Source organism: Pseudolysinimonas sp. (genome assembly GCF_044239695.1).
Lineage (GTDB): Bacteria > Actinomycetota > Actinomycetes > Actinomycetales > Microbacteriaceae > Pseudolysinimonas_A.
In genome coordinates, this window is sequence record NZ_JBIIAW010000182.1 from 1 (window position 1) to 2,961 (window position 2,961).

Below are 2,961 nucleotides of genomic sequence, written 5' to 3' on the forward strand. Positions count from 1 at the left end.
AAAGACGCGGTTCTGCCGGTTGGCGGCGACCGAGATCCACTCGCCGGTGAGAACGTCCTGCCGCATCGTCGCGGTCTCGGGGCGGGCATCCAGCTGGCGGGTGTCGATCTCGTGGTGGCCGGTGAGCGTCGTATCGGCGTCGTCGAAGTAGAACAGCTCGCGACCGTCGGCGAGATGGTGGTCATGGCGCGTGATGGGCATAGAATTACGATAACGAAGAGCGGACTTACGTTTACGTAAAAGACCGAAAGGCACGGATGAGCGAGGCGCGCAGAAACGAGCTGCTGCAGCTCGTCAGCGCCCGCGGCTTCGTTCGCGTCTCCGATGCCAGCGACGAGCTCGGCGTCAGTGAGGTGACCATTCGCGCCGACCTCACGGAGCTCGAGTCGCGCGGCACCGTGGTGCGCGTGCACGGCGGAGCGATGCTGCCCGGCGCCATTCGCGAGCCGTCGCTCGAGAGCGCCCGCGAGCAGCAGTCCCTCGCCAAGCGGGCGATCGGCGAGCACGTGGCCGGGCTGGTGCGCAGCGGTGACAGCGTCTTTCTCGATGTCGGCAGCACGGCGCTCGCCGTGGCCAACGCCCTCGTCGAGCGACGGGACCTGCACGACCTCGTCGTGGTGACCAACGGGCTGAGCATCGCGCTCGCCCTCGAGGCCGCCCTGCCCCGGTTCACCGTCATCGTCACGGGCGGCACGCTGCGGCCGCTGCAGCACTCGCTCGTCAACCCCTACGCCTCGCAGCTCATCGACTCGCTGCGCTTCGACCTTGCGATCATCGGCTGCAACGGCGTCGACGTGCACGCCGGGGTGACGAACGTCAACCTGCCAGAGACCGAGGTCAAGCGCCAGGTCATGCGGCAGTCGGGTCGCAGGGTGCTGATCGCCGACGGGTCGAAGCTCGGGGTGACCGAGCTCGGGGTGGTCGGCCCGCTGTCCGACTTTGAGATGCTGATAACCGCCGGAGCGACCGCGGAGGCCATCGCCTCACTGCGGTCCGCCGGCCTGAGAGTGGAGAACGCATGACTACCTGGCTCGTAACCGGAGGTGCTGGTTACATCGGATCGCACGTTGCGCGGCACTTTCTCGCCGCCGGCATCGACGTTGTCGTGCTCGACGACCTGTCGAGCGGCGACCGGTCCTTCGTACCGCCGGGCGCCCTCCTCGAGGAGGGCACCCTCGTCGACGCCGCCTTCGTCGAGAGCGTCTTCGCGCGCCACGCGATCGACGGCGTCGTTCACCTCGCCGGCTACAAGTACGCGGGCGTCTCGGTGCAGCGGCCGCTGCACACCTACGAGCAGAACGTGACCGCGACGGTGAACCTGCTGCGCGCGATGGAGGCCGCGGCTGTGCCGTCGATCGTCTTCTCGTCGAGCGCAGCGGTCTATGGAACGCCATCCGTCGATCTTGTCGACGAGAGCACCGCGACGAACCCGCAGTCGCCCTACGGCGAGACCAAGCTGATCGGGGAGTGGCTCATCGCCGACCAGGCCCGCACGACGACCCTGCGCCACACCGCGCTGCGCTACTTCAACGTGGTCGGCTCCGACGGGGCGCCCGACACCAGCCCGTACAACCTGTTTCCGCTCGTCTTTCGCGCGCTCAACGCCGGCAGCGTTCCCAAGATCTTCGGCGACGACTATGGGACGCCCGACGGCACTTGCGTGCGCGACTACGTGCACGTGACGGATGTCGCTGCCGCCCACGTCGCCGCCGCCCGAGCACTCGAGACGGGCACCCTCGAGCCCGTCTACAACCTCGGGTCGGGCACGGGACTCAGCGTGCGCCAGATCATGGACGAGATGGCTGCCGTCACCGGTATTCCCTTCGAGCCTGTGGTCGAGCCCGCCCGCGCGGGCGATCCGGCGCGCATCGTCGCCTCGGGTGAGCTGGCCGCCCGCGACCTCGGGTGGAACCCGCAGCACTCGCTCACCGACATGATCAGCTCGGCGTGGGCGGCGTCGAGGTCGGCCTAGCGCGATTGCGGAGGACGACACGCGGTGCGGGCCGTGCGTGCGCGGCGGCGCGCCGCATCCGTCCTCCGTTTGCGGTGTTGGCACGCGGCAAGCCAGGTGTAATCGCGCGGCTTCGACCGCTTTCTGGTCTTCGGATCCGACGGCCGGGTCTACCCGGCTCCTCACCCCGTGTGGGACGAGGCCCGGGTAAAGCGCGACCGGTAGACTTTCCTGTCGTGAGTGACATCGAAATCGGCCGGTCCAAGCGCGCCCGTCGGGCCTACGCATTCGACGACATCGCCATCGTGCCGAGCCGCCGCACGCGCGACCCGCACGATGTCTCGGTCAGCTGGACGATCGACGCCTTCACCTTCGACATTCCCGTGCTCGCGGCGCCGATGGACTCCGTCGTCAGCCCGACCACCGCGATCACCATCGGCAAGCTCGGCGGCCTGGGCGTGCTCGACCTCGAGGGCCTCTGGACCCGCTACGACGACCCGGAGCCGGTGCTCGCCGAGATCCGCGGCCTGTCGGCTGGCGAGGCAACGAAGCGCATGCAGCAGCTCTATGCAGAGCCGATCAAGCCAGAGCTCGTCAGCCAGCGTCTCGCCGAGATCCGCGCGGCCGGCGTGCCCGTCGCGGGCGCACTGAGCCCGCAGCGCACGCAGGAGCTCTACCAGACAGTGGTCGACGCCGGAGTCGACCTGTTCGTCATCCGCGGCACGACCGTGAGCGCCGAGCACGTCTCCAAGGGCAGCGAGCCCCTCAACCTCAAGAAGTTCATCTACGAGCTCGACGTGCCGGTGATCGTGGGCGGCGCCTCGACCTACACCGCCGCGCTGCACCTCATGCGCACCGGCGCCGCGGGCGTGCTCGTCGGCTTCGGCGGCGGTGCCGCATCGACCACCCGGGCATCGCTCGGCATCCACGCACCGATGGCGACAGCGGTGGCGGATGTCGCGGGGGCCCGACGGGACTACCTCGACGAGTCCGGCGGGCGCTACGTGCAC

3 protein-coding genes and 1 pseudogene are annotated in these 2,961 nt (G+C 69.0%); 3 read left to right on the forward strand and 1 reads right to left on the reverse strand.

Going from position 1 to position 2,961, the window contains the following annotated elements; all coding sequences use genetic code 11:
• A pseudogene (locus ACILQS_RS16130) lies at positions 1-201 on the reverse strand (galactose-1-phosphate uridylyltransferase); the annotation flags it as partial.
• Positions 202-257: 56 nt separating this feature from the next.
• On the opposite strand from ACILQS_RS16130, the gene ACILQS_RS16135 reads away from it, so the two are divergent.
• The 3 genes from ACILQS_RS16135 to ACILQS_RS16145 form a co-directional block, all read left to right on the forward strand.
• Entirely contained in the window at positions 258-1,022 is a 765-nt protein-coding gene (locus ACILQS_RS16135; protein ID WP_395641143.1) for a DeoR/GlpR family DNA-binding transcription regulator, read from the forward strand.
• Positions 1,019-1,972 carry a UDP-glucose 4-epimerase GalE gene (gene galE, locus ACILQS_RS16140; protein ID WP_395641144.1) on the forward strand — a complete coding sequence of 318 codons (954 nt, stop codon included), beginning with the start codon at positions 1,019-1,021 and terminating at the stop codon, positions 1,970-1,972. Before ACILQS_RS16135 ends, galE begins: the two co-directional genes overlap by 4 nt.
• 215 nt (positions 1,973-2,187) lie before the next feature.
• On the forward strand, positions 2,188-2,961 hold a 774-nt coding region (locus ACILQS_RS16145), incomplete at its 3' end, for a GuaB3 family IMP dehydrogenase-related protein (protein WP_395641145.1).